18 protein-coding genes and 1 pseudogene are annotated in these 26,296 nt (G+C 71.3%); 13 read left to right on the forward strand and 6 right to left on the reverse strand.

All coding sequences use genetic code 11. The features are described from left to right. Positions 1-55: 55 nt before the first annotated feature. The gene (locus OG866_RS42240) at positions 56-886 is read right to left on the reverse strand and encodes a PP2C family protein-serine/threonine phosphatase (protein ID WP_329343102.1); all 831 of its coding nucleotides are present in this window, start codon (positions 884-886) and stop codon (positions 56-58) included. 120 nt (positions 887-1,006) lie between these two features. Then, complete coding sequence (locus tag OG866_RS42245) at positions 1,007-1,717, reverse strand: TetR/AcrR family transcriptional regulator (RefSeq protein ID WP_329344545.1); 711 nt, start codon at positions 1,715-1,717, stop codon at positions 1,007-1,009. Positions 1,718-1,936: 219 nt separating this feature from the next. On the opposite strand from OG866_RS42245, the gene OG866_RS42250 reads away from it, so the two are divergent. From OG866_RS42250 to OG866_RS42265, 4 genes are all read left to right on the forward strand, one after another. Continuing rightward, positions 1,937-3,397, forward strand: a complete 1,461-nt coding sequence (locus tag OG866_RS42250) for an MFS transporter (protein ID WP_329343104.1) — start codon at positions 1,937-1,939, stop codon at positions 3,395-3,397. A gap of 116 nt (positions 3,398-3,513) precedes the next feature. Continuing rightward, complete coding sequence (locus tag OG866_RS42255) at positions 3,514-4,158, forward strand: TetR/AcrR family transcriptional regulator (protein WP_329343106.1); 645 nt, start codon at positions 3,514-3,516, stop codon at positions 4,156-4,158. 7 nt (positions 4,159-4,165) lie between these two features. Further along, positions 4,166-4,960, forward strand: coding sequence for an SDR family NAD(P)-dependent oxidoreductase (locus OG866_RS42260; protein WP_329343108.1), 795 nt, complete (start codon positions 4,166-4,168; stop codon positions 4,958-4,960). Between the two features lie 20 nt (positions 4,961-4,980). Further along, positions 4,981-6,021 (forward strand): NAD(P)-dependent alcohol dehydrogenase, encoded by a 1,041-nt coding sequence (locus OG866_RS42265; RefSeq protein ID WP_329343110.1) that lies wholly within the window; start codon positions 4,981-4,983, stop codon positions 6,019-6,021. Between the two features lie 93 nt (positions 6,022-6,114). Here OG866_RS42265 and OG866_RS42270 read toward each other — a convergent pair whose 3' ends face one another. The 3 genes and pseudogenes from OG866_RS42270 to OG866_RS42280 all read right to left on the reverse strand — a co-directional run bounded on the left by OG866_RS42270 (position 6,115) and on the right by OG866_RS42280 (position 11,815). Then, complete coding sequence (locus OG866_RS42270; RefSeq protein ID WP_329343112.1) at positions 6,115-7,305, reverse strand: beta-1,3-glucanase family protein; 1,191 nt, start codon at positions 7,303-7,305, stop codon at positions 6,115-6,117. Positions 7,306-7,537: 232 nt separating this feature from the next. Next, positions 7,538-8,410, reverse strand: a pseudogene (locus tag OG866_RS42275) (alpha/beta fold hydrolase). 90 nt (positions 8,411-8,500) lie between these two features. Beyond that, on the reverse strand, positions 8,501-11,815 hold the full coding sequence (locus tag OG866_RS42280) for a right-handed parallel beta-helix repeat-containing protein (RefSeq protein ID WP_329343114.1): 3,315 nt from the start codon (positions 11,813-11,815) through the stop codon (positions 8,501-8,503). A gap of 185 nt (positions 11,816-12,000) precedes the next feature. Between OG866_RS42280 and OG866_RS42285 the strand changes: the two genes are divergently transcribed. Continuing rightward, entirely contained in the window at positions 12,001-13,188 is a 1,188-nt protein-coding gene (locus tag OG866_RS42285) for a S8 family serine peptidase (RefSeq protein WP_329343117.1), read from the forward strand. A 196-nt stretch (positions 13,189-13,384) separates the two neighbouring features. Here OG866_RS42285 and eccCa read toward each other — a convergent pair whose 3' ends face one another. Next, the gene (gene eccCa, locus OG866_RS42290) at positions 13,385-17,380 is read right to left on the reverse strand and encodes a type VII secretion protein EccCa (protein ID WP_329344547.1); all 3,996 of its coding nucleotides are present in this window, start codon (positions 17,378-17,380) and stop codon (positions 13,385-13,387) included. Positions 17,381-17,595: 215 nt separating this feature from the next. On the opposite strand from eccCa, the gene eccD reads away from it, so the two are divergent. The 8 genes from eccD to OG866_RS42330 all read left to right on the forward strand — a co-directional run bounded on the left by eccD (position 17,596) and on the right by OG866_RS42330 (position 26,248). After that, complete coding sequence (eccD, locus tag OG866_RS42295) at positions 17,596-18,996, forward strand: type VII secretion integral membrane protein EccD (RefSeq protein WP_329343119.1); 1,401 nt, start codon at positions 17,596-17,598, stop codon at positions 18,994-18,996. 75 nt (positions 18,997-19,071) lie between these two features. Next, positions 19,072-20,634 carry a type VII secretion protein EccB gene (eccB, locus tag OG866_RS42300; RefSeq protein ID WP_329343120.1) on the forward strand — a complete coding sequence of 521 codons (1,563 nt, stop codon included), beginning with the start codon at positions 19,072-19,074 and terminating at the stop codon, positions 20,632-20,634. Positions 20,635-20,760: 126 nt separating this feature from the next. After that, positions 20,761-21,105: a hypothetical protein gene (locus OG866_RS42305; RefSeq protein ID WP_329343122.1), complete on the forward strand. Its 345-nt coding sequence runs from the start codon at positions 20,761-20,763 to the stop codon at positions 21,103-21,105. A gap of 54 nt (positions 21,106-21,159) precedes the next feature. After that, complete coding sequence (locus tag OG866_RS42310; RefSeq protein ID WP_329343124.1) at positions 21,160-21,480, forward strand: WXG100 family type VII secretion target; 321 nt, start codon at positions 21,160-21,162, stop codon at positions 21,478-21,480. 74 nt (positions 21,481-21,554) lie between these two features. Further along, positions 21,555-22,052 carry a type VII secretion system-associated protein gene (locus tag OG866_RS42315; protein ID WP_329343126.1) on the forward strand — a complete coding sequence of 166 codons (498 nt, stop codon included), beginning with the start codon at positions 21,555-21,557 and terminating at the stop codon, positions 22,050-22,052. Between the two features lie 76 nt (positions 22,053-22,128). Continuing rightward, entirely contained in the window at positions 22,129-25,407 is a 3,279-nt protein-coding gene (locus tag OG866_RS42320) for an AAWKG family protein (RefSeq protein ID WP_329343128.1), read from the forward strand. A gap of 8 nt (positions 25,408-25,415) precedes the next feature. Beyond that, positions 25,416-25,880 (forward strand): YbaB/EbfC family nucleoid-associated protein, encoded by a 465-nt coding sequence (locus OG866_RS42325; RefSeq protein WP_329343130.1) that lies wholly within the window; start codon positions 25,416-25,418, stop codon positions 25,878-25,880. Positions 25,881-25,882: 2 nt separating this feature from the next. Beyond that, on the forward strand, positions 25,883-26,248 hold the full coding sequence (locus OG866_RS42330) for a hypothetical protein (RefSeq protein WP_329343131.1): 366 nt from the start codon (positions 25,883-25,885) through the stop codon (positions 26,246-26,248). Positions 26,249-26,296: the final 48 nt, after the last annotated feature.

The raw sequence follows: 26,296 nt of genomic DNA on the forward strand, positions 1-26,296 counted from the left end.
GCCATCAGACACCGAGGCCGTCGTTCCGGCGAGGCGGGAGCAGTGGCGTGCCGCCCTACTGTCGAGCTTCGGCCCCTTCATGGCCGATGACCAGTACGGCGGCGTCGTCCTCGTGTCCCACCTGGTCCGAGCCCCGGATCACGGCGGCGGCCAGCGAGCCGGCGTTCAGGCCCGCCACGGCGGCGATGCCGGCGAGTCGTACGACCTGGTCCAGGCCCTGGTCGACCGTCATCGACGGCCCCTCCACCACGCCGTCCGTGAGCAGGACGAGCACGCCGCCCGTGGTGAGCCGGTAACGGGTCACGGGGTACGTCGTGCCGGCCTGGACCCCCAGCGGCGGGCCGCCCTCGTCGCTGCCGATCCCGGACTTTCCGTCCGCCGTCGCCCAGACGCAGGGGATGTGCCCGGCCCGGGCGCTCTCCAGCACGCCGGTGGACGGGTCGAGACGTAGGAAGGTGCAGGTGGCGAAGAGATCGGCGCCCAGGGACAGGAGGAGGTCGTTGGTCCGGGCGAGGAGTTCACCGGGCTCACTCGTCACGAAGGCGAGTGCACGCAGACCGACCCGCACCTGCCCCATGAAGGCGGCGGCCTCGATGTTGTGGCCCTGCACGTCGCCGATGGACAGCCCGATCCGGCCATCGGGAAGGTGAAACGCGTCGTACCAGTCCCCGCCCACATTGAGGCCGTGGTAGGCCGGTACGTAGCGTACGGCCAGGTGGTAGCCGGGAGCTGTGGGCATCTCCGTGGGCAGCATGCCGCGCTGGAGAGCGAGGGCCAGTTCGACCTGGGAGCGCTGCAACGCCGCGTGCTCACGCGCCCGGGACGTCAGCGAGCCGAGTCTGGCCAGCAGCTCGTCGCCGTTGTACGCGGGGTCCTTGCGGGACATGGGTCGCTCCGAAGGGTTTTGACCATGTTCATGATTCTTACCCCAAAGAACTCATATCAGATGATAGCGGCGCCGCCCGGGCGTCGGCCGGGGTGCACGCTGAGCCGTTGGCCTGCCGGATCACGAGGCCGGAGGTGAGCCGTTCGCGGTGGCGTCAGGCTTGCCCGTGGTGCCCTCCGGGACGCGGGTTCCCGCCTGGAGGCGCAGGCCCGCCAGAGTGAGGTCCAGCGCCGCGAGGAACTGCTCCCGGTCGTCGTGCTCGGCGAACTCGTCGGCGATCTCGTGCACGAACGGGAACTCCGCGGCGTCGAGCGACCGCCACCTCTCGGCGTAGCGGCTGAGGTACTCCACGCGGTCCACGTCTCCGTCGAGCAGTTCCTGCGGGAGTTCCGCGCCCAGGTCGGCGGCTGTGCCGACCACGACGCCCACGATCGCCGAGACGGCGTGGAAGCGCTGCCGCGACGTGAGGTCGAGGCGCAGCGTCTGCCGGCCGAGTTTGTCGTACAGCCGCAGTGAGTGGTCCTGGACGTCGGTGTTGCGCATGAAGTAGGCCGCCAGCCAGGGCCGGTCCATCATCGCGTCGAAGAGAACGATGGCCATCTCGCGCAGGTCGGCGATCGGGTCGTCGCTCTGCGGCTGTTCTTCGACGGCCGTCAGGATGCCGCCGACCGCGTGGTCGGTGGCGCGGTCGAACAGTTCGTCCTTGTTGGAGACGTACCAGTAGATCGTCCCGACGCCCGTGCCGAGCCGGGAGGCGAGGGCGCGGAAGGTGAGCGCCGACTGGCCCGCCTCGTCGAGCAGGGCCACGGCCGCGGTGAGGACGGCCTCCATCGAGTGCGAAGCGCGTTGGCGTCCTCGGGGGGAGCTCTCGGCGGCGGGACGTGTTCGCGGGCGTGGCATGGCGTCCATCCAATCACAGACTTGCGCTTTTATCGAACGACGTTCTACTGTCGAACGGCGTTCCAGTATCGAACGATGTTCGTTAATCGAATCCTGTTCTTCCGTCCGGCGTCGGTTCGACGACGGGCGACGTTCCGAGGGGAGGCCGCCATGACCGCGACCACCACCACCGAGTCCGCCTCAACCCGTACCTACTCATCTCTGCGCGCGGCCTGGATCCCGCTGGCCGCGCTCTGTCTGGCCTTCTTCGTCGAGATGGTCGACAACACCCTGCTCTCGATCGCTTTGCCGACCATCGGCCGCGACCTCGGCGGCGGCACCACCGCCCTGCAATGGGTCACCGGCGCCTACTCGCTCACGTTCGGCGGGCTCCTGCTGACGGCGGGATCCCTGGCCGACCGCCTCGGGCGCCGACGCGTGCTGCTGATCGGCCTCGCCGTGTTCGGTGCGCTGAGCCTGTGCGTCATCGCTGTCGACTCCACCGGGCAGCTCATAGCGCTGAGGGCCGGACTCGGCATCGCCGCCGCGGCCATGGCGCCGATCACCAACTCGCTCGTCTTCAGGCTGTTCGACGACCAGGCGCTGCGGATGCGCGCGATGACCCTGATGATCGTCGTCGGCATGTCCGGGTTCGTGCTCGGCCCACTGCTGGGCGGCACGGCACTGGCCCATGTGAGCTGGCAGTGGCTCCTGCTGATCAACGCGCCGATCGCGCTCATCGCCGGCATCGGAGTGCGGCTCGGGGTCGCCGCCGACCGTGCCGAGGACCTGACGGACGACAGGCTCGACCTGCCGGGCGCCGTCCTCAGCGTCCTCGCCATCGGCCTGGCCTGCTACGCGCTGACCAGCGGCGTCGAGCACGGCTGGCTCTCCGCGGTCACGCTTGCGTCGATCTTCGGAGCCCTGGCCGCGGGTATCGCGTTCGTGCGCCACGAGCGCCGCAGCGCGGCGCCCATGCTGGACCTCACCATCTTCTCCAACAGGACCGTCCGCGGCGCGGCCATCGCCCAGATCGGCACGTCCATCGCGATGGCCGGCGTGATGTTCGGGCTGATCCTCCACTTCCAGTACGCCTACGGATGGAGCCCCGTGCGGGCCGGCCTGGCGAACCTGCCGATCATCGTGACCATGATCGTCGCGACCCCGCTGTCGGAGGGGCTCGCCAAGAGGTTCGGCCACCGCATCGCCTGTCTGGTCGGCGCGGCCTGTCTGGCCGGCGCGCTCGCCGGGCTCGCCTGGGGCGTCGACCACGGGTACGCCGCCATCGCCGCCTCCATGGTCGTGATGACCGTCGGGCTGCGCACCGTCATGACGATCTGCGCCATCGCCCTGGTCGACGCGATGCCGGCCAACCGCACCTCGATCGGCGCGGCCCTCAACGACACCGCCCAGGAGGTCGGCACCAGTGTCGGCACCGCCGCGGTCGGCACCCTGATCGCCGCGCTGGTCACCACTCAGCTGCCCGCGGGCGTCTGGAGCGGCGACCTCGTGCAGTCCTTCTTCCACGGCGAGCGGATCATCTACGGCGTGCTCGCGGTGATCGTCGGCCTGATCGCGGCAGGCGGTGCCCTCACCCTGACCGACTCGCACACGGTGGAGGAGCCGGCCTGAGACGTCCGGGCCGTGTCTTGACGGGGCAGCTGCCCCAATGAGCCAGACGCCCGATGAACCTGATGTCCCAATGGGTCAGATGTCCCATTGGGATATCAAGGTGTACCGTGGAAGACATGACTGAGGACCGGCGACAGCGCAAGGCACGACAGACCAGGAACGCCATGGCCGTCGCCGCGGTCGACCTGATCCTGGAACGCGGCCTCGCACACACCACCGTCGAAGCGATAGCCGACCGCGCGGACGTCACCCGTCGCACCTTCAGCCGGCACTTCACCGGTAAAGAGGACGCGGCCCTGGACTTCGTGCGCGGCGACGGCGACCGCATCAACGCGCTGCTGCGGGACCGCCCCGCGACCGAGCCGCCCCTGCTGGCCTACCGACGCGCCGTGCGCGCCTGGCTCGCCGACGAGGAGAACCCGGCCCACCATCTGCGCCCCGAGATGCGCGCACTGCTGGCCCTGGTCGACCGCGAACCCGCCCTGTTCGCCGCGTACGAACGCATCCGCGTCGACGCCCAGGAGGACTCGATCCGCATCCTCGCCGAGCGGCTCGGCACCGACGACCTGCGGGACCTGCGCCCCGCCGTCGTCGTCGACGCCGCCGCCGGAGTCCTCACGGCCGCGCTGCGTTTCTGGGCACGCCGCGCCGCCGACCCCGACTCGGGAGCCGCAGACCTCGCCGACCTGGTGGAACAGGCCTACGACGCCCTGATCTCGGAGGCCGCGTCCGCGGCCCCCGACAGCACTGCCGAAGAGTGAGAGCACCATGAGCACCACCGAACACGCGACCGAGACCACGTCCGACCACGCCATCGAGTTCGCCGGGCGGACCGCCCTCGTCACCGGCGCCGCCTCCGGCATCGGCCTCGCGACCGCCCGCCGCCTCGGCGTCGGCGGCGCCAACGTCGTCATCGCCGACTACAACGCCGAAGGCGCCGAGCAGGCCGCCGCCGCACTGCGCGCCGAGGGCGTCAAGGCCGCCGCGGTCGAACTCGACGTCACCCGCCCGGACTCCGTCGAGGCGGCCGTCGCCTTCGCCGTCGAGACCTACGGCGGCCTCGCCCTGGCCGTGAACAACGCCGGCATCGGCGGTCCGAGCGCCCCGACGGGCGAGTACGACATCGCCGCCTACGACCGCGTCATACGCACCAACCTCGACGGCGTCTTCTACTCCCTGCGCTTCGAGCTCCCCGCCATCGAGTCCACGGGCCGCGGCGGCGCCGTCGTCAACGTGGCCTCCATCCTCGGCTCGGTCGGCTTCGCCGGCTCCTCCGCCTACGTGGCCGCCAAGCACGGCGTGGTCGGCCTGACCAAGGCCACCGCCGCCGAGTACGCCGCGAAGGGCGTCCGCGTCAACGCGGTCGGCCCCGGCTTCATCGAGACCCCCCTGCTGAAGGGCATGGACCAGGCCGCCTACGACGGGCTCGTGGGCCTGCACCCGGCCGGCCGGCTGGGCCGACCCGAGGAGGTCGCCGAACTGATCGCCTTCCTGCTGTCCGACCGAGCCTCCTTCGTGGCCGGCAGCTACCACCTGGTCGACGGCGCCTACACGGCCGTCTGAGCACGGAGAGGAACCCCGCCATGAAGGCACTTCAGTACCGCACCATCGGCGCGCCGCCCGAGGTGGTCACCGTCCCCGATCCCGAACCGGGCCCCGGCCAGGTCCTGTTGAAGGTCACCGCCGCCGGCGTGTGCCACTCCGACATCGCCGTGATGAGCTGGCCCGCCGAAGGATTCCCCTACGACCTTCCGCTCACCCTCGGCCATGAGGGCGTCGGCACCGTCGCCGCGCTCGGCGCCGGCGTCAGCGGGGTACGGGAGGGCGAATCGGTCGCCGTCTACGGGCCCTGGGGCTGCGGGACCTGCGCCAAGTGCGCCGAGGGCAAGGAGAACTACTGTCTGCGCGCGGAGGAACTGGGCATCCGACCGCCGGGCCTCGGGGCGCCCGGCTCCATGGCGGAGTACCTGCTCGTGGACGACCCGCGCCACCTCGTGCCGCTCGACGGGCTCGACCCCGTCGCCGCGGTACCGCTCACGGACGCGGGGCTCACCCCGTACCACGCGATCAAGCGTTCGCTGCCCAAGCTGGTCCCCGGCTCGACCGCCGTGGTCATCGGCGCGGGCGGGCTCGGGCACGTCGCCATCCAGCTGCTGCGCGCGCTGACGCCGGCCCGGGTGATCGCGCTCGACGTCAGTGAGGACAAGCTGCGCCTCGCCCGTGAGGTCGGTGCGCACGAGGCGGTGCTGTCGGATGCCGGGGCCGCGGACGCGGTGCGCGGGCTGACCGGCGGTCTGGGCGCGGAGGCGGTGTTCGACTTCGTCGGCGCCGAGCCGACCGTGCGCACCGCGGGCGCCATGGCCGCCGTCGAGGCCGATGTGACCATCGTGGGCATCGGCGGCGGGACGCTGCCCGTCGGGTTCGGGCATCTGCCGTTCGAGGTCGCGGTCACCGCGCCCTACTGGGGCAGCCGCGGCGAACTCATCGAGGTGCTCGGACTGGCCCGGGCCGGTGCGGTGTCGGTGCACACCGAGACGTACTCGCTGGACGAGGCGCCGCTGGCCTACGAGCGGCTGCACGCCGGGAAGATCAACGGGCGCGCGGTGATCCTGCCGTACGGCTGACCCGGACCGAGGACATCAAGGGGTGAAGGCGATGGCGTGGGAACGTCGTCGCCTTCACCCCTGCGTGTGGGCCCCGGTCGGGCCGGGGTGTCGTCAGAACGGCGACAGGGTGAGCGTGCAGCCGGTCGGGCGGGTGTCCTGGATGTACGAGGCGAAGTCCGCCACGTCGTCGAAGGCGAAACCGTAGGCCCTGCCGTCCTGGGTCGCCGCGTGCACCGCCTTCGCGTAGTGGTTGGTGAGGTCGCCCTGGTAGAAGGCGGCGGCGTCGGCCGCGGGCTGGGTGGTGTCGGTGAGCAGGGTCGAGCGGTTGAAGCCGGCGCCCAGGACGGCGGCGACGGGGCCGGTGGTGCCGTCGTTGGGTGCGGCGAGGTTGCCGTCGCAGAAGAGGACGTCGCGGGTCGTGGGCTTGGCGAAGGACACGGAGGCCGGCCCGTCGAAGGTGAACCGCTCGCCGCGCACCCGGCCGGTGAAGGTACCGGCGTTGGTGGTGACGGTCAGGTCCTTGCCGGTGTAGGTGCTCCACACCTCGTCGATGTACGGGGCGAAGTAGTCGGTGGCGAAGAGGCCCGCGTCCAGACCGTGGCCCGGGGCGATGATGCGGGTGTCGTCCACGACCAGCCGCGCGAAGTCCTCGGTCTGCCGGACGGCGGCGAAGGCGGCGGCGCGCCCGCCGTCGCGCAGGCCGCCCGTCGTCTGGTCCTGGTCACCGGTGAGCCGGATGCTCATCGGCACGCTGAACATGTCGACCATCGTGGTGTTGCAGAACATGCCGGCCGCGTTGTACGTGAACTCGGCGCAGTCGTGCAGGATGCCGTGGTTCGGGTCGGAGGCGACCCATCCCGCCGGGTACTGAAGAGCCGCGTTGCCGTTGCCGTCGGTGACGGCCTTGAACTTGAGCTTGTCGCCGAGCGAGACGTAGACACGGCCCGACATGAACGGGAGGGACAGCGTTGTCTCGCCGCTGCTCGCCAGAGGTATCGAGTAGTCGGTGTAGCCGTCGGCCTGGTTGTCCGACAGGGAGATGGGGGCGAGGCCCCCGTCCGCGGTGAGCCGTACCTGTGTGCCGTCGAGGTTGCCGACGACGTACAGATGCACGGAGCTGTTGTCGAAGGCACCGCTGTTGTTGCGCACGGTCACCGGGAGGGAGGCACTCGCGGAGGTGCCGTCCTGGCTCGCGAGCGCATGCGGGGCGATGGCCGCGATCGCGGGGACGGCGACGGCAGCGCCGCCCAGGGCGAAGAGCGTCTTGCGGCGGGTCAGGTCGCGCTGGTGACGGGGTGTCATGAGTGCTCCTTCGGGGCTCTGCAAAGGCGTTCAGGAGTCTGAGAGCGCTCTCAGTTGTGCGTCGGCGATCCCCATGAGCCAGGACCATACGCACGACCGTGCGATGTGCCAACCGGAACGCTGAGCCTCAAATGGCCCTGAGCTGCGGCTATTTGGAACTGTGGAGAAGCCCGAAGAACGTTTAAGGCGCGTTTAAACCGCGCTTAATCTCGGGAGGCGGCCCGGAGGTTGCTCACTCAGGCCGCCGTCCGGCGAAGAAGCCCGCAAGGGAGGACGCGAGCGCTTCTGGAGCCTCTTCGGCCACGTGGTGCCCGGCGTCGATGCCGTGGCCGCGTACGTCCGGTGCCCACTGCCTCCAGATCTTCAACGGGTCCCCGTACAGATCTTCGAGGTCGTCCCGGAGGGATCACAGGATCAGCGCCGGGCACTGGATCCGGCGCCCGGCCGCGCGGTCGTCCTCCTCGTGCCGCCGGTCGATGGTGAGACCGGCCCGGTAGTCCTCCAGCATCGCCCGCACCACGTCGGGGTTTCTCGTGGCCGCGCGCCACTCGTCGTGATTCTCCTGCCCCATGCTCTGCGGGTCGCCGCGGTACCAGCCGTCCGGATCGGCGTTGATGACCCGCTCGGGGATGTCCGGCTGGGCGAAGAAGAACCAGTGCCACCACTGCGTGGCGAACTCAGCCGTGATGCGGGACAGGTGCTCGGTGAGCGGCAGACAGTCGAGCAGCGCCACCCGCGAGACCGCGTCGGGGTGGTCGAGTACAAGACGCAGCGCCACACTGCCTCCGCGATCGTGCCCGGCGAGCGCGAACCGGGCATGGCCGAGGGAGCGCATCACCTCGACCACGTCGCCGGCGACGGCCCGCTTGGAGTGTCCGGCGTGGTCCGCGGTGGGCGCCGGACCGGTGGAGCGGCCGTACCCGCGAAGATCGGGACAGACCACGGTGAAACCCTGGCGGACGAGGAGCGGGGCGACGCGATGCCAGGTCGCCGACGTCCTGGGGTGGCCGTGCAGCAGCACCACCGGCGGCCCTTCTCCGCCGTAGCGAACAGCAATTGATGCGTCGTCGACCTGAACCCGCCCGGTCTCAAAGCCCTCGAACAAGGCCCGAACCTCCCGCCCTCGTCGGCACACCGTCCACGCCCCGCGGGTTCCACCCGACTCTGTCCGAGAAACCGAGGTCCGGCGTCGGTCTCAGCGCGGGGTCGTCGTCGTGGGCCGGGGCGGCAGGTCCTCCGGGAGCAGCAGGCGCAGGTCGTCCAGGCCGGGAGCGGGCAGCGTGCCGATGCGGCCCGCCTGGTTGGTCATCATGGCCTCCAGCAGTCGGCGGGCCGTGCGCGCGTTGCCGAAGGAGCGGTCGCGGGGAAGGGCGTCGATGTGGGTGCTGAGGGCGTCGAGGGCCTCCGGCGAGCAGTCGTAGCCGTAACCCGAGGCGGAGCGGGCGAGGATGTCGAGCAGTTCCTGGGTGGTGTAGTTCTCGAACTCCACGGTCCGGGAGAAGCGTGAGGCCAGGCCCGGGTTGGAGGCCAGGAAGCGGTCCATCTCGCGGGTGTAGCCGGCCGCGATGACGACGACCTCGTCGCGGTGGTCCTCCATCAGCTTCAGCAGGGTGTCGACGGCCTCCCGGCCGAAGTCGGAGGCGGCGCCCTCGGGCGTGAGGGTGTAGGCCTCGTCGACGAACAGCACGCCTCCCAGGGCCCGTTCGAAGGCCTCCTTGGTGAGCTGGGCGGTGTGGCCGACGTAGCGGCCGACCAGGTCGGCCCGTGCGACCTCGACGAGCTGGCCCTTGGGCAGGACGCCGAGCGAGCGCAGCAGGTCTGCGTAGAGGCGGGCGACCGTGGTCTTTCCGGTGCCGGGCGGGCCCGAGAAGATCAGATGGTGGCTGATCCTGGGGACGGGCAGACCGGCGGCCTGGCGCTGCTTGGTGGCGGTGAGCAGGTTGACCAGGGCGGTCACCTCGTTCTTGACGGCGGTCAGGCCGACCATGGCGTGCAGTTCGGCGAGGAGTTCCTCGGAACCCGGTCCGCTCTCGCCGGCGGAGGCGGCGTCCGCGGCCACGTCCTCGGGCAGCAGCAGACTCAGGTCGCTCTCCGCCGGGTTGGGCATGGAGCCCAGCCGGTGGGCCTGCCGGTCGACCATCTCCTCGAACACCTTGCGCGCCGCCCGTCCGTTGCCGAAGGCGGCGTCGCGCGGCATCCGCTCGTAGAGGCGGCTCAAGGCGTCCAGCGTCGCCGGGGCCAGCTCGTAGCGGTGCGCCGCGCACATGTTCTCGGTGATGGTCACCAGCTCGTCGACCGAGTAGTTGTCGAACTCGATGGTCCGGGTGAAGCGTGAGGCCAGGCCCGGGTTGGAGGAGAGGAAGGCGTCCATCTCGGAGGTGTAGCCGGCCGCGATGACGACCACGTCGTCGCGGTGGTCCTCCATCAGCTTCAGCAGGGTGTCGACGGCCTCCCGGCCGAAGTCGGCGCCGGATCCCTTGCTGTCGGACAGCAAGGTGTACGCCTCGTCGATGAACAGCACACCGCCGAGGGCGTCGTTGAACGCCTCGGTGGTCTTGATGGCCGTGCCGCCGATGACCTGGGCGACGAGATCGGCGCGGGAGACCTCCACCAGATGTCCGGAACGCAGCACGCCGAGGTCCGCCAGGATGCCCCCGTAGAGGCGGGCCACAGTGGTCTTGCCGGTGCCGGGCGGGCCGGAGAAGACCAGGTGGCGGCTCATCGAGGGGACGGGCATGCCGAGCTGGAGGCGTCGCTGGGCGAGCTGGTTGAGGTTCAGCAGGGTGTGCACCTGGTGCTTCACGTCGGCGAGTCCGACGAGCGACTCCAGCTGTTCCAGCGGTCCTTGGGGTGCCGTGGCGTGGTCGCCGCCGGATGTGGCCGCAGCGACGTCCGCGGGGAGGGTGTCGCCCCAGGCGTCCGGTGCGCCGTTGCCGGCGCTGTTGAGGTCGTGCACGCCGAGCTGTTCGTTGGCCCGGGTCTGGCGCAGGCCCGCGCCACGGTTGTCGCGCACGGTGCAGTCGGTGGTGGTCACCGGCTCGGAACTGTCGACGCGGATGCCGTCGCCGACGTTGCCGGTGAGCTGGCAGCCGGTCAGGGAGGCCCGGCCGCCGTTGGACACCAGCACGCCGTGGGCCCCGCACTCCGTGATCTGGGTGCGCAGCGCGGAGAGTTCGCCGCCGTTGTCGACGACGAGGCCGGAGCCTCTGCCCGACTGGACGTGGCAGTCCCGCAGGGTGGCGATGCCCGCCGTGCCGACGGACACGGCGGCGTCGGTGGCCTCGCGCAGCACCGTGTCGCGGATCTCGGGCCGGCCGCCCGAGGCGATCCGCAGCGCGGCGCCCCCGGCCCGGTCGATCTCGCAGTGCTCCAGGCGTCCGCGCCCGTCCTCGACGACCTCCACGCCGTGTCCGCCCGGCGAGGTGATCCGGGCGCGGCGCAGCAGCGGATGGGCCGCGGTGCGGATCCGGATGCCGGCGCCGGCCGCGTCCGTGATCAGCAGGGAGTCGAACTCCGCCGCCGACTCGTCCTCCAGCAGTACGGCGCAGTCCTTGTCGGCGCAGTCGCGCACCGTGGTGCCGATGAGGGAGGGGGAACTGGAGCCGACGACGCGGATCGCGGGGGCCGCGGCGCTGTCGAACGCGCAGTCCCGGAACGAACCCCGGGAGCGTTCGGTGACGGCGAGTCCGCTGCCCTTGGTGCGTGCGGTGCGGCAGTTCAGGACCTCGGGGTCGGCGGCCGAGCCGAGCAGGATGCCGGGGCCGGAGGTGTCCGTGACGGTGACCTGTTCCAGGACCGGGCGGGAGCCGCTGGTGACGTAGACGCCGATCGTGGTGTCGTGGACGTCGCTGCGCACGACCCGGGTGGCGCAGCGGCCCTCGAGGGCGATTGCCGGCTTGTCGGTGGCGGAGATGTCGCAGCCCTCCACCAGCCCCTGCGCCGAGCCGTTGGCGAGGACACCGTTGGCGCGGGCGTCACGGATCCGGCAGTCCCGCACGGTCGTGTCGGCGTCCTCGCTGATGACGACGCCGGAGGTGCCGAGGTTCTCGAGGAGGGAGTCGGCGACGATGCTGCCGGTGGAGGCGGTGTCCACGACTCCGGCGCCGTCCGGGTTGCTGATGCGGCACCCGCGGATGGCCAGCGAACCGGACTCCCTGGCCAGCACGGCCGTCCAGCCGGAGCCGATGACGGTGCAGCCGTCCATGGCGACCTGGCCGCGTGGCGCGTCGACGACGGGCAGGTCCGCGCTGCCGCCCCGCAGCGTCAGGTCGGTGAGCAGGACGGCGTCGGCGACCAGGACGACGGCGGTGCCCCGGCGGGGACAGATCTCGGCGCTGCCCGGCTCGCCGTCGCCGACGATGGTGACGCGGGTCCTGACGGTCAGGTTCTCGTCGTAGCGCCCCGGAGCGACGCGGATCACCGCGCCCGTGCGTGCCTTCGCCAGGGCGTCGCCGATCTTCTGGAAGCTGTCCGACCGGCCTGGGCAGACCCTGAGCAACTGCCGTGACACGCTGTGATCCTCCTTGTGGTGATGCGCCCGCCGGTACCGCTGCGCCCGATCGGGGCGCGGTCGTACGGTGGTGCGCACGCGGTGAACGCTACGGGACGCCGACTGTCAACTTCCAGGACAGGCAGGGGAGATGGCGCGGGACACCGGCGCGGTGCGGGGTGTACGCCGTGCCTAGGATGTGCGCCATGCGCGCTGCTCGAACCCACCGTCCGCAGACCGTCGCGGCCGCTTCGGCGGTCGTCGCCGTGCTGCTGGCGGCCGTCGGGGCCGCTCCCGCGGCGGCCGAATCCGTGGAACTTCCCGCCGTACGGACCTCGTTGGGCTCGGACGAGCCCTGTGCGACGGCCTCGACCCAGCGGGTGGAGACGGAGCCGTGGGCTCTGTCCTCGCTCGGCGCGCGCCGGGCACTGACCCTCTCGGAGGGGGCCGGTACGACCGTGGCGGTCGTGGACACCGGTGTGAGCGAGAAGGCGTCCGGACTGGCGGGCCGGGTGACGGCGGTCGGTGACGCGGGCAGCGACTGTGTCGGGCACGGCACCTTCGCGGCGGGGCTGATCGCGGCGGCACCCGAGGCGGGTGCGGCGGGGCCGTCGGGGCTGGCGCCCCGGGCCCGGATCCTGGCCGTACGGGGCACGGACGAGCGGGGTGACGCCACCGCTCAGCGCCTCGCGGACGCGATCCGCCGGGCGGCCGACGAAGGGGCCGCGGTCATCTACGTCGGCCGGGCGCTGGCCGACGGCAAGGCGGTCCTGTCCGCCGCGGTCGCCTACGCGAGCAAGAAGGACGCGCTGGTGGTGGCGCCGCTCGCACCCGATGCGCTGGCCAAGGACCAGTCCGGGGAGTTGGTGAAGCCCGAGCCCTGGTACTGGCCCGCCGCGGCGCCCGGTGTCCTGGCGGTGACCGATTTCGGGCCTGACGGCAAGCGGCCCGAGAACGCCCCGGTGGTCTCCGGGGCCGACCTCGCGGCGCCCGGTGACGGCGTCGTCGGCATCGGTCCGGCCGGCAAGGGGCACTACATCGGCTCGGGTGCGTCCCTCGCCGCGGCGCATGTCGCGGGAGCGGCGGCCCAAGTCAGGGCGCGTTACCCGGAGTTGTCCGCGGCCGAGGTGTCCCGGCGGCTGACGGAGGCCGCCTACCCGGCCGGACCGCCCCGGCTCGACCCCTACGCCGCGCTGACCGCCGTGCTGCCGGAGACCTCCGGCACCGTACCGACCCCCGGGGTGGCCGTGGTCCCGGCGGCCGCCTCGGTCGAGCCCCGCAACCGTGCACTGGTGGTGGCCGCCGGCAGCGCGGGCCTGGTGGCGCTGGTGGTCGCGGCGGCGGTGGTGATCCCGCGCGGACGTGCGCGTGGCTGGCGTGCGGGCGAGAACTGAGCGTCCCGGCGCCGGCCGTCTGCTGAGCCCCGGTGCGCCGGGACAGCCGGCGGGTGGTGTCACGTCTGGGGCGAACCCTGTCGCAGGCAGGCCGAGTTGACGGCCCGGGCTCCCTTCTGGCGCAGCTCGGGACGGCGTACGCCGCCGGTGCCCCGGTCCCGCGGGCGGGGTGTCCGCCCGCGGGGCGTTGGTGGGTTCACGCATCCGCGCGGACCCCGTCGAGCAGTGCCGTCTGGAGTTGGGTCGACTTGCGGCGGGTCACCCGGGTCGCGCGGCCCGGCGGCAGGTTGCGGCCCTTGAGGCTGCCGATGATGAACCCCTCCGACGGCGGGCAGGAGAGCAGCAGGGTGGGGGAGTTGACCTCCTGGAGGCGGCGCAGCAGGGCTTCGTTCAGGCCGCGTCCCGCGCCCGCCGCCGAGCGGGAGACGATCAGGTGCAGGCCGACCTCCCAGCCGAGGGCGAGGTGGTTGAGCAGCGGGTCGAAGGGGGCGTTCATGGGCCCGGCGCCCAGCAGGTCGTAGTCGTCGACCAGGATGAACAGCCGTGGGCCCTTCCACCAGTCGCACTTGCGCATGCGGGACGGCGTGATCTCCGGGCCCGGCAGACGGGTGGTGACCGCCCGGGCGGCGCCGGAGATCATGTCCTTGAGGGCGTCCATGGAGACCGCGTGGCCCAGGCGGTACTCGTCCGGGATCGCCTCGACGAGTTCGCGGCGGTAGTCGACGACGAGGATGCGGGCCTCGGCGGGGGTGTAACGGTCCATGACGGCCTTGGCCGCCATCCGCAGCATGTTGGTCTTGCCGCTCTCGGTGTCCCCGACGACGATCATGTGCGGGGTCTCGGTGAAGTCGTGCCAGACGGTGGAGAGTTCCTCCTCCTCAAGACCGATCGGCATGCGGAAGCCGCCTTCGGGACCGGTCGCCTGCGCGGGGGCCGGCAGGTCGGCGTAGGGCAGCTTGGTCGGCAGCATGCGGACCGGCGGCGCCGGCGGGCCCTGCCAGCTCTCCTTGACCGCCGCCACCAGCTCGGCGACGCCTTCGGTCAGGTCGTCGGCCGACTCCGTGCCGTCGATGCGGGGCAGCGCGGTGAGGTAGTGCAGCTTGGTGTCGCGGGTCAGGCCGCGCCCCGGCAGCCGGGGCACGGTCGCGGCCCGCCGCATGTCGATCTCCGAGTCCATCGGATCGCCCATCCGCAGCTCCAGATGGGTGGCGGCCTGGTCGCGGATCGAGGACGTCAGCTCCACCCAGCGGGCGGTGGTGACGATCAGATGGATGCCGTAGTTGAGGCCGCGTGCGGCGATCGCGCCGAAGGTCTGGATGTGCCGGTCGAAGTCCTGGCGGACCGTGGACCAGCCGTCGATGACCAGGAACACGTCGCCGTGGCGCTCGTCCGGGAACTCACCGGCCGCGCGGCGGCGCCGGAAGGTGGCCATGGAGTCGATGCCGTGGTCGAGGAAGAACCGTTCGCGGGCCGCGAGCAGGGAGGTGACCTCGGCGATCGTACGACTGACGCGCTCGGTCTCCAGGCGGGCCGCGACACCGCTCATGTGCGGGAGCCCGGCCAGGCCCGACAGGGTGCCGCCGCCGAAGTCCAGGCAGTAGAACTGCACTTCGCGGGGGGTGTGGGTGAGGGCGAGCGCGGTGAGGATCGTACGGACCATGGTGCTCTTGCCGCTCTGCGGACCGCCGGCGACGGCGATGTGCCCGCCCGCCCCCGACAGGTCGAGGGTCAGCAGATCGCGGAGCTGGTCGAAGGGCCGGTCGACGATGCCGATGGGGATGGTGAGCCGGCCGTGTCCGGTCCGGCCCGCCGCGGTGAGACCCAGCTCGGGATCGGGGGTGAGCGGCGGCAGCACCTGGTCGAGCGTGGTGGGCCGGTCCAGCGGCGGCAGCCACACCTGGTGTGCCGCGGGGCCGGCGTCGCGCAGGCGTGCCACGGCGACGGACAGCAGGGTCTCGCCGTTCTCGTCGAGCTCGGGCTCCGGGTCGGGGTCCGGGGCGAGGGGCAGTTGCCGCGGCATGACGTACGTCGTCGTCCACGGCACGGTCTGGCTGGTGACGCGGGCCCGGTGGGCGAGCCCGCGCCGCTCCTGGTAGGGGCCGGAGACGTACGCGGCACGGAAGCGGGTCAGGGCCTCCACGCCGGACTTGAGGAAGCCGCTGCCCGGTGCGGGCGGCAACTGGTAGGCGTCCGGAACGCCCAGGACACCGCGGCTCTCCATCGCGGAGAACGTGCGCAGGCCGATCCGGTAGGACAGATGGCTCTCCAGCTGGTGCATACGGCCCTCGTCGAGGCGCTGAGAGGCGAGCAGCAGATGCACTCCGAGCGAGCGTCCGAGCCGCCCGATCATGACGAAGAGTTCCATGAACTCACGGTGGGCGGCGAGCAGTTCGCTGAACTCGTCGACCACCACGAAGAGGCTGGGCAGCGGTTCCAGCGGGACGCCGGAGGCGCGGGCCTTCTCGTAGTCCAGTGCCGAGGTGTAGTTGCCGGCGGAGCGCAGCAGCTCCTGGCGTCGCATCAACTCGCCGTGCAGGGCGTCCTGCATGCGGGAGACCAGGGCCGCCTCGCCGGCCAGGTTGGTGATCACGGCGGAGGTGTGGGGCAGTTCGTCCAGGCCGAGGAAGGTGGCGCCGCCCTTGAAGTCGACGAGGACGAAGTTGAGGGTCTCGGAGGAGTTGGTGAGGGCGAGGGCGAGGACGAGGGTGCGCAGCAGTTCGCTCTTGCCGGAGCCGGTGGCGCCGATGAGCATGCCGTGCGGTCCTGTGCCGCCCTGCGCGGACTCCTTGATGTCCAGTTCCACGGGCTGTCCGTCCGCGCCGACGGCGACGGGGACCCGCAGGCGCGCCGTGCCGGTGTGCTGCTGCCACAGGGCGGCCGGATCGTGCCGGTACAGGTCGGGGATGCCCAGCAGGGTGGTCAGTTCGACGTTGGTGGAGAGGGGTTCCGCGGCGTCGGCGCCGGTCCCCATGCCCATGCGGTACGGCGCGAGGCGCCGGGCCAGGGCGGTCGCGCCCGTGGTGCCGAAGGCGTCGGGGCGGCCGAGCACGGTGGTCTGTTCCTTGCGGTCCCGGTCGGTGCGCACCAGGGCGAAGGAGTCCCCGGACACCTCGAAGCGGAGCGTGACGCGACCCGGCCGCCAAGTGAGGGCGCCGGAGAGGTCGAGGACGACCGTGTTGCGGTAGCCGGGGCCGTCGAGGCGGTGGCCGCTCGGGACGGTGCCGCCGTCGATCACGATGACGGTGAAGGGCTCCTCCCGGCCGGGGACGGCGTCCGGGTCGAAGGCGGGCCGCTCCTGGAACTCCGCGCCGAGGAGGTCCTCCAGCTCACCCAGGGCGGAGACGGTCATGCGGACCGGGCCGGCGCCGTCGCTGTCGTGCGGATGCAGGGCGTGCGGGAGCCACTTGGTCCACTCCCAGTCCGCGCGCCGCTCGTCCGCGACACAGAAGGCCAGCCACAGGTCGTCCGGCGAGTGGAAGGTGGCCAGTTGGGCGAGGAGGGCACGGGTGAGGGCACGTATGTGCTCCTCCTCGCCGCGGAACAGCACCCGGGCCCAGGCCCGCAGGTAGATGGCGATCGGCTGGTCCGGCACGCTCGCGTAGGCGCGGATGAAGCTGCGCAGCGCGTGCGCGCTGAGCGGTTCCAGGTCCTCGACGGGACTGGTGGAGACAGGTGTGAGTTTCAGGCCAAGTTTCTGGTCACCGACGGCGACCCGGATCTCGCCGAAGTCCTCGTCGCGCGGCCGGCGTTCCCACAGCCGGGTGGTGCCGACCATCGACGACAGGGCCGCGGGCTCCGGGTGGCGCCAGGACAGCGCGCGCTGCTGGTCGGCCACGGCACCGCGCACTTTGCGCCGAATCTGGCCGAGGTAGCGCAGGTAGTCGCGCCGTTCGCCCTTGAGGCGCTGTTTGCGTTCGCTGCTGCGGCGCATCGCCTGCCCGACGATCATCGCGGCGGCGGCCACCACCATCACGCCCAGGGCGAGGTAGATGAATCCGCCGCTGCCCCGGGTGGCGCCGGGCCGCATGAACATGAACATCATCGAGACGGACATCAGGGCCATGGGGAGGTAGGTCCAGATGGCGGAGGAGTCCGGCACCACCTCGGGCAGGGGTGGTGGTTCCTGGAGGCTGAGTTCCCCGTCGGGCATCTCAGGGCCCCGGCGCCGGGCCGGGCGTCGGAACAGGACCACACTCAAGAGCCGTCTCCTTGTGGGACAGGGGAGGAGGGTGGGGCAGGACGCAACCACCGGTCGGCTGATATTACGATCGTCGGGCGGGCGGTGAACTACCGTCCCTCCTGGGCGACTTGGCTGCGCCTGGGGCATTAACCCGATGTTCAGCGGTGCGCCGTCCGGTGTTTCCGTGCCCTGTCAGCACCATCTTCGGAGAGGCGTGAGTCAGCCCGATGACTGACACTCAGGTGGCCGAGCTGTGCCGTCTGACGGTCCGTGCCCCGGCCAGGACCGTGGACCTCGCCGTGCCCGCCGACGTCCCCGTCGCCGACCTGCTGCCCGCGGTCCTCGGCTATGCGGGCGACGACCTGGAGGAGGCCGGACTCGACCACGGGGGCTGGGTCCTCCAGCGCCTCGGCGGCGAGCCGCTGGACGAGGAACGCACCCTGGACGCCTACGGAATGCGCGACGGCGAGACCCTCTTCCTGCGGCCTCGCACCGAGATGCTGCCCGAGGTGCATCTGGACGACCTGGTGGACGGCATCGCCACGACGATGCGTCAACGCCCCTACGGCTGGAGCCCGCAGGCGGGCCGTCGGCTGCTGCTCGGGATCGTCGTGGCGGTGCTCGGCGGAGGGCTGCTGCTGGCCGCCCTGCCCGGTGGCTCGGCGCTTCCCCGGGCCGTGTTCGCCTCCGTGGCCGGGCTGCTGCTGCTCGCCGGGGCGGGCGCCGCGAGCCGGGCGGTGGGGGACGCCGGGGCCGGAGCCGTTCTGGGCTTCATGGTCGCGCCGTACCTGGCGCTGGCGGGCTGGCTGCTGCCGGGCGGCGAACTGAGCGGCAGGCACGCCTACGAGGCACTGGGCGCACGGCTCTTGTCGGCGGGCGCGGCCGCGACCGGCGGCGCGGTCCTGGCGCTCGCGGTCGTGGCGGCGTTCGCCGCGCTGTTCCTCGGGCTCGCCGTGATCGCGGTGTTCGGCGCGGTGGCCGCGGCCCTGATGCTGGCCGCCGATCTGCCGCCCGCGCACGTCGCGGGGATCCTCGCCGTCGTGGCGGTGGCGCTCGGCGCCTTCGTGCCCTCGCTGTCGTTCCGCATGTCCGGCATGCGGATGCCGCCGCTGCCCACCAACGCCCAGCAGTTGCAGGAGGGCATCGACCCCCATCCGGCGTCGGCGGTCGCCGAACGTGCCGTCCTCGCCGATGGCTGGATGACCTCCCTGTACGCGGCGGTCGGGACGGTCGCCGCGGGCTGTGTCGCGGTCCTCGCCCGGGACGGCGGGCTCGCCGAGGTGATCACCACGGCGGTGCTGTCCCTGCTGCTGGTGCTGCACGCGCGGGGGCTGGGCAACGTCTGGCAGCGGCTGTCGCTGGCGGTCCCGGGCGTGGCCGGTCTGCTCCTGCTGGTCCTCGCCGACGCACCGGACCTGGCGCCGGGGACCCGGCTGGGCGTGGCCGCCGCTCTGCTGGCGGTCGCGGCGGCCCTGGCCATCGCGTCCTGGACCGTGCCCGGACGCCGCCTCGTGCCGTACTGGGGCCGGGCGGCGGAGCTGCTGCACTCCGCCCTGGCCATCAGCCTGCTGCCGCTCGCCCTGTGGGTGCTCGGCGTCTACGGCGCGCTGCGCTCCCTCAACGGCTGAGCGCGCCGCCGAGGACCGGATCGAGGCCGCCCGACGGCCGAACCCACGCTGAACCGAAAGGCACCGAACGCCGCCATGCAGTCCCGACGTGATCAGGTCCAGGCGCACATGTTCGTCATGGGGCGGCTCACCTCCAGCATGTTGCGCGCGGATCCGGACGCACCAGAGAGCCCCCAGGGACGGACCAACCGCGGAGTGGTGATCGGCGTGGTGATCGCCGTGCTGCTCTCCGCCGGGGCGTTCGTGCTCGGCATGCTCAAGCCGGGAGCCAAGGACTCCTGGCAGGAGCCGGGCACGCTCGTGGTCGACAAGGCGACCGGGTCGCGCTACCTGTATCTGGACGGCCGGCTGCGGCCGGTGCGCAACTACGCCTCGGCGCGGCTGCTGGCGGGGGCCGACATGACGGTCGCGACGGTCGGGGCGGGCTCCTTGAGCGGTACGCCCCACGGGGCGCCCGTCGGGATCACCGGCGCCCCTGACGTGCTTCCCGGCGGTGCTGAGCTGGACGACGGCCCCTGGCAGGTGTGTTCGGGCACCGCCACCGGTTCCACCGGCACCACGCTCGCCGTCGGCGTGCCGGCCGACGCGGCGGGCCTGCCCACCACGCAGGCGCTGCTGGTGACGGGGCCCGACAAGGCCGACTATCTGGTGTGGAGGGGCAGCAAGCTGCGGCTGGACCGGGACACCGGCGCCCGCGAGGCCCTGGGCTACGGCTCCACACCGCGCGTCGCGGTGTCGGCGGCCTTCTTGAACTCCGTGCCGTCCGGCCCCGACCTGACGCCGGCGGAGGTCCCGGGCCTGGGCGCGCAGGGCCCCGCGCTCGGCGGCCGGAGCACCCGGATCGGCGAGGTGTTCCGCGTCACCGTGCCCGGCTCCGCGGAGCGCTACTACCTGCTGCGCCGCGAGGGCCTGGCCCCCCTCACCGCCACCGGCGCGGCACTGCTGCTCGGCGCCCCGGACGTCCGCGAGAAGGTCTACGAAGGGCGCGCGGCGCAGGTCCGGACGCTGGGCGCGGACGCGCTGAGCGGCCATCTGGCGCCCGGGGCCGACACGTCGGCACAGGACACCGACCGGCCCGCCGCACCGCCGCGGATCGTCGGAGTCGAGGACGGCAGGACCGCCTGCGTCCGGGTGCAGCCGGGCGGGAAGGGCCCGCGCATCAGCGTCGCCCTGGTGGCGGCCGCCGACCTCGGCCCGGCGGCGCAGGCCCCGCCGGAGGGGCTGACACCGGCCTGTGTGCCGGTCGGCAGGATCACGGTGGCGCCGGGCGGCGGGGACCTGGTGCGGGTGCTCGGCGCGAGCGGCAGCGCGGTCGGCGGCACCCTCTACCTGGTGACGGACACCGGGATGAAGTACCGGGTGGGCTCGGCGCAGGCGCTGACGGCGCTCGGCTATGCGCAGGGCCAGGCCCGCGGGCTTCCCGCACCGCTGCTGGCGATGCTGCCGACCGGGCCCGATCTGACCCCGGAGGCGGCGGCGCTGGGGACGAGCACCACGACGGCACCGCGCTGCGGAACCGGTGGGGCAGGCGCTGCCGCGGACGGCCAGGCGGCCGGTGCGCCCGCGGCTGAGCCCCGTGGCACCGGCGCCGCGCGAACGGTCGGTGGACCGGACGGGGCGGAAGCGGACGGGGGATGAACTCTTGGCGTCATCCCATCGCTCGGGTTGGCCAGGCGACCGCGAGGTGAGGTAGACCAAAAATCATTCAACTCACCATCATCTAAGCTCACTTACTCACCCTGAACCTCAGGAGGCGCGGCCCCCATGACAACGCCCACCGGCAAGCAGCAGTCAGAGGAACAAGCGACACGGAACGGCGTCACCGCGCTGGAGCAGGCCTTCGCCGGCGTGCAGCGCTGCCGTCAGGATGTCGACAACATGAAGAACACCCTCTCGTCGGGGTACGCCGGCAGCGACGGCGGCGCGTTCCACCAGCTGCTGGAACGCTGGGACCAGCAGGCAGAGATCATTTCGGTCAACCTGAACAGCATGATCGACACTCTCAACGAGACGCTCCGGGCGAAGGGCTTGCAGCAGGGCTCGGCCGTCCAGTCGATCCAGCAGGCCTACGACCGCTCCGAAGCGATCTTCAACGAGCTGGCGGGCTGACGCCCCCCTCCGGCCCCTCCGCCCGACAAGCCCCGCCAAGAGACGAGGACAGCCATGCCCGACTTCACCGACGGACTCATCTACGTCGACTACTCCCACATGGAGAACGCCGCCGACGACATGGTCCAGCAGACCAAGGCGATCGACAGCATCCTCACCAACCTGGAGGCGGAACTCCAGGAGCTCCGCAACACCTGGGAAGGTGAGGACCGCTCCGTCTACACCGAGAAGCAGGCCGCCTGGGACAACGCTGTCGAGACGATGAAGCGGATTCTCGCCGAGAACTCGGCCCTGCTCACCGACGTCTCCGGGTCCTACAAGTACAGCGAGAACTCCCTGACACAGCTCTGGCAGAGCGTCCGCATCGGCGGCTGACCGCCCTCACTTCCTCCGCGGCCCCCTGACCCCGGGGCGGTAACCGACAGGCGCAGCATCCAAAGGAGTACGGCATGGCGGAGACCGCCCCCACGGTCAATCTGAACAAGGCCTGGTTGCAGAACTTCCTCGACAACGACGTGATCCCGTTCGCGGACGAACTGCGCAAGATGGGCCTGGAGGGCACGGCGCCGGGAGACACCTCCCTCGCGGTGCCGGCCCTCGTCGACCTGGAGGAGGGGGGAGGCAGCCGGGCGGGCTTCCTCACCGGCCAGGACAAGAACCCGATCGCGATCGGGCTGATGGCCGGCGACAACAGCTGGACCAACGGGCAGTACGTGGTGAAGGCGTTGAACGCCTTCATCGGCGAGGTGACCGCGATCCTCAAGCAGCAGGGTGAGCTCTTCGAGGAGATCCAGGACGGCCTGGAGGACACCATCGAGAAGCTCTTCAAGGCCCGTGACGTGAACCTCGACAAGATCAAGGGCGAGGACTTCCTCGACTTCTTCGAGGACGTGGACAGCGTCCTGTCCGAAGGGTCGGGTTCGGGAGCCGGCGACGAGGACGACTGACCTCCGCACCGCCGCCCCACACTCTCCCCGCCGCCGGTCCGACCACCGGCCCACCTGACGGAAAAGGCCCTTCGCCATGGCTCTCGACCCCAGCAAGATCACTGGTGATCTCAGTGCGACGAACGACCACTGGCACGAAGCCATCAAACTGTTCACCGGATACGTCGCACCGGCGCGGGACACCCTCTTCGACACCCTGGTCGGCAACGACGGCATCCCCCTGATGAAGGTCGAGATATCCGACGTCTCCCAGGTGGACTACGTCGACACCGAGGATCTCAACTGGCTCTACGAGAACGCCGGTTACCGGATCCAGAACACCGACTTCGTCATCCCCTTCTACCGCACGAGCGGGAACGGCGGAGCCGGGTCGGACGTGACGATGCACAAGGCGCGCATCACCCTCCTCGGCCAGAAGAGCGGGGACGACCCGCCGTCCGGCGGCTATGTCGAGGGCGGCACCTTCAGCAGCCAGTACGACAACCACCTGGGCATGGGCAAGCCCACCTGGGACACCCGGCCGCTGGCCCAATACAGCTACGGCACCGGGCTCGCCCTCGAAGCGCTGCTCAACAAGCCCGAGGGCACCCATGGCTTCTCCTGGAACGAGGTGTCCGTCGACGAGGCGGCGTCCGTCACCCTGAACAACTTCGACGTGGTGGCCGGGGCGTTCGACCGGGCCGCCAAGTTCTTCGTCGACCAGCAGAAGAAGATCGAGGAGTGGCAGACCCGGGTCGGCCTGGAGAAGAACGACGCCTGGCGCGGCACGGCCGCCGGTGTCTTCTGGGACCTCGTCAAGAAGCTCAACAAGCAGTACAGCGACTACGCCGACGACATGAGTCCCAACGGCAGCTACTTCTCCAAACAGGGCAACGAGATCCGCGACGCCAAGAAGGCGCTGCGCGGAGCCGCCTGGGACCTGCACACCAGCTGGGCCACCTGGGAGTACAAGGACGGCAACCCGCTGAGCTGGCTGCACGCCCTGCTGTCCCGCATCACGAAGTACGTGTGGGACCACAACATCACGAAGATCACCTACGAGATCGTTCCCAGCTACTCGGAGGCCCCGTCGACGGTCAACTACGTCGCGGAGGCCGAGTTCGACAACAACGCGAAGGACCCCGGGGACGCGAACACCCCCGCCCGCGAGTTCGGTGACCTGAAGGACCTCGCCACCTGGGCGAAGATCGGCAACCAGGCGATCCTCGACTGGCAGAAGTCCGTCGTCGACCAGCTCGACAAGGCCGCCGTCGCCGCCCTCAAGGACGTCAAGGACGCCTGGAGCAAGTCCACTTTCGACCTCGGCGACATCAAGTCCCGCGGAGGCAGCTCCCTGGAGGAGGGCCTCTCCAAGGACGAGGCCGAGGTCAAAGAGGAGGAGGCGGAGAAGAAGGCGGAGGAAGCCGCCGCTCAGCAGGCCGCCTACATGCAGTGGATGAAGGACCAGGCGGCGAAGGCCGAGGCGGCGGCCGCGAAGGCCAAGGCCGAGCAGGAGGCCAAGGAGAAGGCGGCGGAGGAGAAGGCCGCCAAGGAGAAAGCCGAGCAGGAAGCCAAGGAGGCCGCCGCCAAGGCTGAGCAGGAGGCGAAGGAAAAGGAGGCCGAGGCCAAGGCGGAGCAGAAGGAGAAGGAGCAGGAGGCCAAGCAGGCCGAGGCGGAGAGGAAGGCCGAGGAGAAGGAGGCCGCCGCCAAGGCTGAGCAGGAGGCCAAGGAGAAGGAGGCCGAGGCCAAGGCGGAGCAGAAGGAGAAGGAACAAGAGGCCAAGCAGGCCGAGGCCGAGGCCAAGCAGGAACAGAAGGAGAAGGAAGCCGAAGCCAAGGCCGCCGAGGCACAGGCGCGTCAGGAACAGCTCCAGATCGCCCAGATGAACCAGTCCAAGGCCGAACAGGAGCGCCAGCGCAAGGAACAGGAGCAGAAGGAAGCCGAAGCCGAGGCGAAGGCCGAACAGAAGGAGCAGGAGGCCGAGGCCAAGCAGGCGGAGCAGGAAGCAGAGCAGGAGGCCAAGGAGAAGGAGGCCGAGGCGAAGGCGGAGCAGAAGGAGAAGGAGCAGGAGGCCAAGCAGGCCGAGGCGGAGAGGAAGGCCGAGGAGAAGGAGGCCGCCGCCAAGGCCGAGCAGGAGGCCAAGGAGAAGGAGGCCGAGGCCAAGGCGGAGCAGAAGGAGAAGGAGCAGGAGGCCAAGCAGGCCCAGGCGGAGGCGAAGGCCGAGCAGAAGCAGGCCGAGCAGGAGGCCAAGCAGGAGCAGCTCCAGGCCGAGCAGGAGAAGAAGCAGGCCCAGGCCGAGGCCGAGCAGCGGCAGTTGGAGCAGGAGGCGGCCAAGCGGGAGCAGGAAGCGCTCGCCCAGTACGACGACGCGCGCCAGGGGATCCTCAACAACGGCGACCCGTCACAACTGTCGCCCACCACCATCAGCGGCCCGGTCAACGACGCCACCCTGGACCTTCCCGGCGGCGGCGAGACCCACATCGACTCCTCCGGGCGCGTGGTCACCGAGTACCCCGACGGCAGCTCCACCACCATCGACCCGCTCACCCACAGCTCCACTGTCACCCGCGCCGACGGCACCACCCTCTCCGGCCCGCTCAACACCGGTGATCTGCTGACCAATCCGGACGGCAGCGTCACCCACCTCGACTCCGGCGGGCAGGTGGTCACGGAGTACGGGGACGGAACCGTCCAGACCGTCGACCCGGACACCGGGGCCACCACCATCACGCTCCCGGACGGCTCGACGTCCTCCGGCTACCTCAACGGCGGTGACCTGCCGACGTACGGCTCGTCCGCCGGCCCCCAGCCGTCGTACGACTACCCCTCCTACGAGGAGGAGCTGTACGACGACACCCCCTACCAATCCCCCCTGGACTACGGCTCGTCGGGCACCGCCCAGCCGGCGTCGAGCAATCGCCAACTGCTGAACACGGGTGCCTTCCCGGGCCTCGCCACGACCGGCGGCGGGCAGGACAGCGCCGCCGGGACGGGGTCGTCCACCGGCAGCGGAACTCCCATGGGAGGCATGCCGATGGGCGGCATGGGCGGCATGGGTGCGGGCGGCGGCGCGGGCAACAACGACGGTGAGCGGGTCCGCAACGTCATCGACAGCGACGTCATCAGCAACCGCCGCACACGCACCGGTTCGGGCGCGGCCCGCGGCAACGGCGGCTACGCGGACGACGAGGTGCGGGTGGCGGCCGGCGGCCCCACGGCCGGTGCGACCCCGTTCGTCCCGCCGGCCGGCGGCCAGGGAGCGCCGGGGCGGCCGGAGACACAGAGCGGAAACCGCGCCCGTGAGGCGTGGGAGCCCGAGGACGAGGACGTCTGGGGCGCGGACGAAGGAGGCGCACCCGCCGTGATCGGCCGATGAGTGAGTCGATGAAGCAGAAACTGGCCCAGGCCATGGCCGAGTTGGAGGCCGTGCAGGAAGCCGTGGCACGCGCCGAGGGCGAACTCAACCAGGCCTCGGCCACCGCGCGCTCCCGGGACCGCACGGTGGAGGCCACGGTCGGCGCGCAGGGAGAGCTGACCGGGCTGAAGTTCCTGGACGGCCGGTTCCGCAACCTGCCCGGCCCCCAGCTGGCCGCTTCGATCATGGAGGCCGTGCAGGAGGCTCGCGCGCAGATGGCCCACCGCGTGATGGAGACCTTCGCCCCGCTCATCCAGCGGGAGGGCGGCGGCGCCACGGGAATCGGCGGCATCGACATCGACTGGGACCGCCTCTTCGGCTCCGCGCTGGAGGACGGCACGGGGACCGGCCGCGGCCGGCCGGCCAAGGACCGGCTGCGCGACGAGATCCACGAGGACCCCGAAGACAACCAGCCCCGAGGACAAGGACGGTAGCCATGAGCTCGGACAGGTACGAGGCGAACCCCGCCGGTCTGCGGCAGGGCGTCGAACTGATCGGAGCCCTGCCGGACCTGGCGAAGAAGTCCGGTGACGACTTCGTCGCCCAACAGGCCGAGTACCAGGGCGCGTACGGCTACGACGACGAGTTCTACCAGCAGAACTACCCGGCCTACACGGAGGCCAACGAGACCCTGCTGTCCGTGTTCCGGGAGTACGGCAACGCCTTCGCCTACCTGGGATCGGCCACGCTCGGCAACCTGCGCAACATCGAGGGCACCCAGCAGGACGCGCTGGAGGGGATCAACCTGCAAAACAACCGGCTGGACTCGTTCGGGGACGGTTCCGGGTCCGGGAAGCACTGAGCGGGCGGACACGTATGAGCACGATGGCGATCGCAGGGGATGGGAAGC

The organism is Streptomyces sp. NBC_00663 (genome assembly GCF_036226885.1).
Taxonomy (GTDB): domain Bacteria; phylum Actinomycetota; class Actinomycetes; order Streptomycetales; family Streptomycetaceae; genus Streptomyces.

Bases quoted from the DNA above. Each gene is read 5' to 3' on its own strand.
- OG866_RS42240 (WP_329343102.1), bottom strand. From the start codon at position 886: ATGTCCCGCAAGGACCCCGCGTACAACGGCGACGAGCTGCTGGCCAGA.
- OG866_RS42245 (WP_329344545.1), bottom strand. From the start codon at position 1,717: ATGGAGGCCGTCCTCACCGCGGCCGTGGCCCTGCTCGACGAGGCGGGC.
- OG866_RS42250 (WP_329343104.1), top strand. From the start codon at position 1,937: ATGACCGCGACCACCACCACCGAGTCCGCCTCAACCCGTACCTACTCA.
- OG866_RS42255 (WP_329343106.1), top strand. From the start codon at position 3,514: ATGACTGAGGACCGGCGACAGCGCAAGGCACGACAGACCAGGAACGCC.
- OG866_RS42260 (WP_329343108.1), top strand. From the start codon at position 4,166: ATGAGCACCACCGAACACGCGACCGAGACCACGTCCGACCACGCCATC.
- OG866_RS42265 (WP_329343110.1), top strand. From the start codon at position 4,981: ATGAAGGCACTTCAGTACCGCACCATCGGCGCGCCGCCCGAGGTGGTC.
- OG866_RS42270 (WP_329343112.1), bottom strand. From the start codon at position 7,305: ATGACACCCCGTCACCAGCGCGACCTGACCCGCCGCAAGACGCTCTTC.
- OG866_RS42285 (WP_329343117.1), top strand. From the start codon at position 12,001: ATGCGCGCTGCTCGAACCCACCGTCCGCAGACCGTCGCGGCCGCTTCG.
- eccD (WP_329343119.1), top strand. From the start codon at position 17,596: ATGACTGACACTCAGGTGGCCGAGCTGTGCCGTCTGACGGTCCGTGCC.
- eccB (WP_329343120.1), top strand. From the start codon at position 19,072: ATGCAGTCCCGACGTGATCAGGTCCAGGCGCACATGTTCGTCATGGGG.
- OG866_RS42305 (WP_329343122.1), top strand. From the start codon at position 20,761: ATGACAACGCCCACCGGCAAGCAGCAGTCAGAGGAACAAGCGACACGG.
- OG866_RS42310 (WP_329343124.1), top strand. From the start codon at position 21,160: ATGCCCGACTTCACCGACGGACTCATCTACGTCGACTACTCCCACATG.
- OG866_RS42315 (WP_329343126.1), top strand. From the start codon at position 21,555: ATGGCGGAGACCGCCCCCACGGTCAATCTGAACAAGGCCTGGTTGCAG.
- OG866_RS42320 (WP_329343128.1), top strand. From the start codon at position 22,129: ATGGCTCTCGACCCCAGCAAGATCACTGGTGATCTCAGTGCGACGAAC.
- OG866_RS42325 (WP_329343130.1), top strand. From the start codon at position 25,416: ATGAAGCAGAAACTGGCCCAGGCCATGGCCGAGTTGGAGGCCGTGCAG.
- OG866_RS42330 (WP_329343131.1), top strand. From the start codon at position 25,883: ATGAGCTCGGACAGGTACGAGGCGAACCCCGCCGGTCTGCGGCAGGGC.